The sequence below is a fragment of the Methylobacterium sp. genome (assembly GCF_019750675.1).
Taxonomy (GTDB): Bacteria; Pseudomonadota; Alphaproteobacteria; order Rhizobiales; family Beijerinckiaceae; genus Methylobacterium.
Genome location: NZ_JAIEOF010000161.1, coordinates 1 through 6804, shown reverse-complemented (window position 1 = coordinate 6804; position 6804 = coordinate 1). Strand labels below are relative to the sequence as shown.

The 6804-nt window shown below is 68.1% G+C and carries 5 protein-coding genes; all 5 read left to right on the top strand.

Annotation, left to right across the window (positions count from 1 at the left end):
* The first annotated feature begins 5 nt into the window (after positions 1 to 5).
* A complete protein-coding gene (locus K2X24_RS08545; protein ID WP_243911305.1) occupies positions 6 to 866 on the top strand; it encodes an NADP-dependent methylenetetrahydromethanopterin/methylenetetrahydrofolate dehydrogenase in 861 nt (286 codons plus the stop codon).
* A 5-nt stretch (positions 867 to 871) separates the two neighbouring features.
* On the top strand, positions 872 to 1513 hold the full coding sequence (fchA, locus tag K2X24_RS08540) for a methenyltetrahydrofolate cyclohydrolase (RefSeq protein ID WP_292496771.1): 642 nt from the start codon (positions 872 to 874) through the stop codon (positions 1511 to 1513).
* Positions 1514 to 1741: 228 nt separating this feature from the next.
* Positions 1742 to 2935, top strand: coding sequence for a malate--CoA ligase subunit beta (locus K2X24_RS08535; protein WP_292496769.1), 1194 nt, complete (start codon positions 1742 to 1744; stop codon positions 2933 to 2935).
* 17 nt (positions 2936 to 2952) lie between these two features.
* A complete protein-coding gene (sucD, locus tag K2X24_RS08530; protein ID WP_292496766.1) occupies positions 2953 to 3846 on the top strand; it encodes a succinate--CoA ligase subunit alpha in 894 nt (297 codons plus the stop codon).
* A gap of 220 nt (positions 3847 to 4066) precedes the next feature.
* A partial coding sequence (locus K2X24_RS08525) for a phosphoenolpyruvate carboxylase (RefSeq protein ID WP_292496764.1) occupies positions 4067 to 6804 on the top strand: 2738 nt, incomplete at its 3' end.

Genomic DNA, 6804 nt, shown 5'->3' with positions numbered 1-6804 from the left:
TAACAATGAAAAAACTGCTGTTCCAATTCGACACCGACACCGTGCCGAGCGTGTTCGACGTGGTCGTGGGCTACGATGGCGGCGCGGACCACATCACCGGCTACGGCAACGTCACCCCGGACAATGTCGGGGCCCTGGTCGACGGCACGATCTACACCCGCGGCGGCTCCGAGAAGAAGTCCACGGCGATCTTCGTGGGCGGCGGCAGCATGGCGGCCGGCGAGGCGGTGTTCGAGGCGGTCAAGAAGCGCTTCTTCGGCCCGTTCCGCGTCTCGATCATGCTCGATTCGAACGGCTCGAACACCACCGCCGCCGCCGGCGTCGCCCTGGTTCAGAAGGCGGCCGGGTCGCTGACCGGCAAGAAGGCCGTGGTCCTGGCCGGCACCGGCCCGGTCGGCATGCGCTCGGCGGCACTCCTCGCGCAGGAAGGCGCCGAGGTGACGCTCTGCGGGCGCTCCCTCGACAAGGCGCAGGCTGCGGCGGACCAGATCAACAAGCGCTTCAAGGTGAGCATCAAGGCCGCCGAGACGCCCGACGCCGCCTCCCGCGCGGCGATCGTCAAGGGCCAGAACATCGTGTTCTCGGCCGGCGCCATCGGCCTCGAACTGCTGCCCGAGGACGCCTGGAAGGACGAGGCCAGCATCGAGTTCGTGGCTGACTACAACGCCCAGCCGCCGCTCGGTTTCGGCGGCATCGAGGCCATGGACAAGGGCAAGGACCGGCACGGCAAGAAGGTCTTCGGCGCCCTTGGCATCGGCGGCCTGAAGCTCAAGCTGCACCGGGCCTGCGTGGGCCAGCTCTTCGACAACACCGAGCAGGTACTGGACGCGGAGAACATCTACGCCCTCGCCAAGAAGATGGCCTGACCGCCATGGCTGCGAAAGAGAACGCCGCGAACGAGACCATCCAGACCTTCCTCGACGGTCTGGCGAGCTCGGCCCCCACCCCCGGCGGGGGAGGGGCTGCCGCCATCTCGGGCGCCATGGGCGCCGCCCTCCTCAGCATGGTGTGCAACCTCACCATCGGGAAGAAGAAGTACGTCGAGGTCGAGGCGGAGCTGAAGGAGATCCTCGGGCAGTCCGAGGCCCTGCGTGCCGAACTCACCGGCATGATCGCCGACGATGTCGAGGCATTCGACGCCGTGATGGGGGCCTACGGGCTGCCCAAGGGCACGGACGACGAGAAGGCCGTGCGGGCCGAGACGATCCAGGCGGCCCTCAAGGTCGCCACCGACGTGCCGCTCGCCTGTTGCCGGGCCTGCCGCAAGGTCATCGATCTCGCCCAGACCGTCGCCGACAAGGGCAACCTCAACGTCATCTCGGATGCCGGCGTGGCGGTGCTCTCCGCCCATGCGGGCCTGCGCAGCGCGGCCCTGAACGTCTACGTCAACGCCAAGGGCCTCGACGACCGGGCCTTCGCGGAGGCGCGCCTGAACGAACTCGAGACCCTGCTGGGCTCGGCCGGACCGCTCAACGAGTCCGTCTACGAGGTCGTCAAGGCCAAGGTGAACTGAGCCTTCGCCCCGAAGACGACGTTACGCGAGATCGCATCTCGTGATTTGATATACCAAGAGCTGCTTCCGACGCCATCGGGGCAGCTCTTGTGCAAATTGAATACAGTTTCACCGCCTTCAAGGCAGAGTGAAACACAATGTAAAAAAATATAAATGCTCAGGGACTTTCCGTGAAGTGAAATTTACGAGAGAGTCCCGTCAAGGAAAGAAACGTCGAGGAGAACGCGCATGGACGTGCACGAGTACCAGGCCAAGGAGCTGCTTGCCGGTTTCGGTGTCGCCGTTCCGAAGGGCGCCGTCGCCTTCAGTGCCGATCAGGCGGTCTACGCCGCCACCGAGCTCGGTGGCTCGTTCTGGGCGGTGAAAGCCCAGATCCACGCGGGCGCCCGCGGCAAGGCCGGCGGGATCAAGCTCTGCCGGACCTACAACGAGGTCCGCGACGCCGCCAAGGACCTCCTCGGCAAGCGCCTGGTGACGGTCCAGACCGGTCCCGAGGGTAAGCCCGTCCAGCGCATCTACGTCGAGACCGCCGACCCGTTCGAGCGCGAACTCTACCTCGGCTACGTCCTCGACCGGAAGGCCGAGCGGGTCCGCGTCATCGCCTCCCAGCGCGGCGGCATGGACATCGAGGAGATCGCCGCCAACGAGCCCGAGGCCTTGATCCAGGTGGTGGTCGAGCCGGCGGTGGGCCTGCAGCAGTTCCAGGCCCGCGAGATCGCCTTCCAGCTCGGCCTGAACATCAAGCAGGTCTCGGCCGCCGTGAAGACGATCATGAACGCCTACCGGGCGTTCCGCGATTGCGACGGCACCATGCTGGAGATCAACCCCCTCGTCGTCACCAAGGACGACCGGGTGCTGGCCCTCGACGCCAAGATGTCCTTCGACGACAACGCCATGTTCCGGCGCCGCAACATCGCCGACATGCACGACCCCTCGCAGGGCGACCCGCGCGAGGCCCAGGCCGCCGAGCACAACCTCTCCTATATCGGCCTCGAGGGCGAGATCGGCTGCATCGTCAACGGCGCCGGCCTGGCCATGGCCACCATGGACATGATCAAGCACGCCGGCGGCGAGCCCGCCAACTTCCTCGATGTGGGCGGCGGCGCCTCGCCGGACCGGGTGGCCACGGCCTTCCGGCTCGTGCTCTCGGACCGCAACGTCAAGGCGATCCTCGTCAACATCTTCGCAGGCATCAACCGCTGCGACTGGGTCGCGCAGGGCGTGATCCAGGCGGCGCGCGAGGTGAAGATCGACGTGCCGCTCATCGTCCGGCTCGCCGGCACGAATGTCGAGGCGGGCCAGAAGATCCTGGCCGAGAGCGGCCTCGACCTCATCACCGCCGACAGCCTGTCGGATGCCGCCGCCAAGGCCGTGAAGGCCTGCGACGACGCCAAGAACAAGACCGACGCGCGCAACCGCTGAACCGGGGAGGACACGCGATGAGCATCCTGATCGACGAGAAGACCCCGATCCTGATCCAGGGCATCACGGGCGACAAGGGCACCTTCCACGCCCAGGAAATGATGGCGTACGGCTCCAACGTCGTGGCCGGCGTCACCCCGGGCAAGGGTGGCAAGACGCATCTCGGCGTGCCGGTGTTCAACACCGTCAAGGAGGCCGTGGAGGCCACGGGTGCGACCACCTCCATCACCTTCGTGGCCCCGCCCTTCGCGGCCGACGCGATCATGGAGGGGGCCGATGCGGGACTCAGCCTGATCTGCTCGATCACCGACGGCATCCCGGCCCAGGACATGATGCGGGTGAAGCGCTACCTGCGCCGCTATCCCAAGGAGCGCCGCACCATGGTGGTGGGCCCGAACTGCGCCGGCATCATCTCGCCCGGCAAGTCGATGCTCGGCATCATGCCGGGGCACATCTACCTGCAGGGCAATGTCGGCGTGATCTCGCGCTCGGGCACGCTGGGCTACGAGGCCGCCGCGCAGATGAAGGCCGAAGGCATCGGCATCACCACCTCGGTGGGCATTGGCGGCGACCCGATCAACGGCTCCTCCTTCCTCGACCATCTCGCCCTGTTCGAGCAGGACCCGGACACCAAGGCCGTGCTGATGATCGGCGAGATCGGCGGCCCCCAGGAAGCGGAAGCCTCCGCCTGGATCAAGGAGCACATGACGAAGCCCGTGGTCGGCTTCGTCGCCGGCCTCACCGCCCCGAAGGGGCGCCGCATGGGCCATGCCGGTGCGATCATCTCGGCCACCGGCGACTCGGCCGCCGAGAAGGCTGAGATCATGCGCTCCTACGGCCTGACCGTGGCCCCGAGCCCCGGCGAGTTCGGCACGACGGTGGCGCAGGTCATGCGCAAGCTGGCGGCCTGAGATCGTCGACCCTCCCCCGTCACATGGGGGAGGGTGGTCTCAGGCGAGACGGCGGGGGACGTCCCCATGCGTGGAGGTCAGGCCCTCGCGCGTCGCCCCCCGAGCCCCGGCGCTTGATCGTTCCGGCCGCCGATCGCATGCTGGCGGTGGCCGCTTCACACGGACCGTTGCCCGCTTCCGTCGCGGTCAGTCGGCGAAGAACTTTCCTCAAGGTGGCCCCATGACGGATACCCTTCACGCCCCGGTCGGAGCCGTCGACCACACCTTCGCGCCGCCCGTGATCACGGGCACTTCGTCGAAGGAAGCCCTCGACATCCTGTTCCACGCCCTGCTCGCCGTGGCGCGCCGGCACGAGCCCGAACTCGAGGACGTGCTGCACGGGCGCGCCAACATCTCCGAATTCTCGCCCGAACTCCTCGCGCGCGCCCTCCAGGTGCAGGGCATCTGGTTTCAGCTGCTCTCTATCGCCGAGCAGAACGCGGCCATGCGCCGGCGCCGTCAGGTCGAGCGCACCAAGGGCCGCGAGGCCTTGGGCGGCAGCTTCAGCGCCGTCCTGTCCGAGGCGGTCGCGAGCGGCATCAAGGCCCCGGAGATCCACGCGCTCCTCAAGGACCTGCGCATCCGGCCGACGATCACCGCGCACCCCACCGAGGGCAAGCGCGTCACCGTGCTGGAGAAGTTCCGCCGCATCTATCTGGTGCTGCGCGAACTCGAACTGCCGCGCTGGACCGAGCGCGAGCGCAACGGCCTGATGAACGAGCTGCGCGACCAGATCGAGCTCGTCTGGATGACCGGCGAACTCCATCTCGAGAAGGCCACCGTCGAGCGCGAGGTCGCCTGGGGCCTGCACTTCTTCGACGAGACCCTGTTCGAGATGCTGCCCGAGGTGCTCTACTCCCTGGAGGAGAGCCTGGCGCAGTATTACCCGGACGAGAAGTTCGAGGTGCCGCCGTTCTTCCAGTTCGGCTCGTGGATCGGCGGCGACCGCGACGGCAACCCCTACGTCACCTCCTCCGTGACCCGCGCCACCCTGCAGCGCAATGCGCTCGCCTCCCTCCGGCGCTACCGCGACGGCGTCACGGCGCTCGGCCGCACGCTTTCGCTGACCGAGCGCTCGCTGCCGGTGCCGGAGACCTTCAAGGCCGCGCTGGCGCAGATGCTCGCCGAGAGCGGCGACGCCCGCGCCATCGCCAGCCGCAATCCCGGCGAGGCCTATCGCCAGTTCCTCACCTGCGTCCTGCGCAAGCTCGAAGCCACCATCCTGCGCAACAAGGGCCAGCGCTCGACGGGGCCGGACTATCCGAGCGCCGACGGCCTGATCAACGATCTGCGCACCCTGGAGCAGGGCCTGGCCGACGCCAAGTGCCCGTCGCTGGCCGTCGACCTCGTGCGGCCGGTGCGGCGCATGGTGGAGATCTTCCGCTTCTCGACGGTCCGGCTGGATCTTCGCGAGAACACGACCCGCACCACCAAGACCCTGCAGGCCCTCTGGCAGGAGGCCAACGGCCAGAACCGGACGCCGCCGGACGTCGACGCCCCCGAGTGGAAGGCCTGGCTGCTCGCCGAGCTGGCCAAGCCCCGCCAGGGCGAGCGCAGCTTCGAGAACCTGCCCGACGATGCCCGCGAGACCCTGGAGACCTTCGCCCTCGTGGGCGAGATGCGGGAACAGCTCGACCGCGAGGCCTTCGGCGCCTTCATCCTGTCGATGACCCGCTCGGTGCAGGACATCCTGGGCGCCTACCTGCTGGCCAAGGAGGCCGGCAACTTCCTCGATGCCACCGGCACCGAGATCTGCTGCCTTCCCATCGTGCCGCTGTTCGAGACCATCGACGACCTGCGCGCCGCCCCCGCCATCATGAAGGAGTTGTTCTCGATCCCGGTGGTGCGCCGCTCCACCCGCTGGCAGGGCGGTGTCCAAGAGGTCATGATCGGCTACTCGGATTCGAACAAGGACGGCGGCTTCGTCGCCTCGAACTGGGAACTCTACAAGGCCCAGGACAAGCTGACCCAGCTCGGCAAGGCCGCCGGGGTGCCGATCGCGTTCTTCCACGGCCGCGGCGGCTCGGTGAGCCGTGGCGGCGCCCCCACGGCGCGGGCCATCGCGGCCCAGCCGCCGGGCTCGATCAACGGCCGCTTCCGTACCACGGAGCAGGGCGAGGTCGTCTCGTTCAAGTACGCCAACCGGGGCACCGCCGCCTACCAGATGGAGCTCCTGGCCTCGTCCGTGTTCCAGCACGCCCTGAAGTCGGAGCGCGAGGCCGCCGGCACCCCCCGCAGCGAGTTCGACGATTGCCTGGAGGCGCTCAGCGGGGCCTCGCGGGCGGCCTACGTCAACCTGATCCAACACCCCGATCTCGTGACCTATTTCGGCTCGGCGAGTCCGCTGGACGAGATCGCGCTCCTCAACATCGGCTCGCGCCCGGCCCGCCGCTTCGGTGCCCGCTCGCTCTCCGACCTCCGGGCGATTCCCTGGGTGTTCGCCTGGTCGCAGAACCGGCACGTCATCACGGGCTGGTACGGGGTCGGCTCGGGTCTCGCGAGCTTCCTCGACGTGCGCGGCGCGCAGGGCGAGGCGCAGTTGAAACGGCTGTTCGCCGAATCGAAGCCCTTCCGCCTCATCCTCGACGAGGTCGAGAAGACGCTGCTCATGGTCGATCTCGAGATCGCCCGCGATTACGCGAGCCTCGTGCCCGACGAGGGCGCCCGCAACAGCATCTTCCCGCTGATCGAGGCCGAATACGCGCTGACCCGCGAGATGGCCCTGCGGGTCAGCGGCGGCCGCGAACTCGCCGAGCGCTTCCCCCTGTTCCGCGACCGCCTGAACGGGCGGCTGCCGACCATCAACCAGGTCAGCCGCGAGCAGGTGGAGCTGCTGCGCCGCTTCCGCTCCGAGCAGGACGAGGACCAGCGCGAGGCGGTGAAATCCGCCCTGCTGCTCTCCATCAACTGCATCGCGGT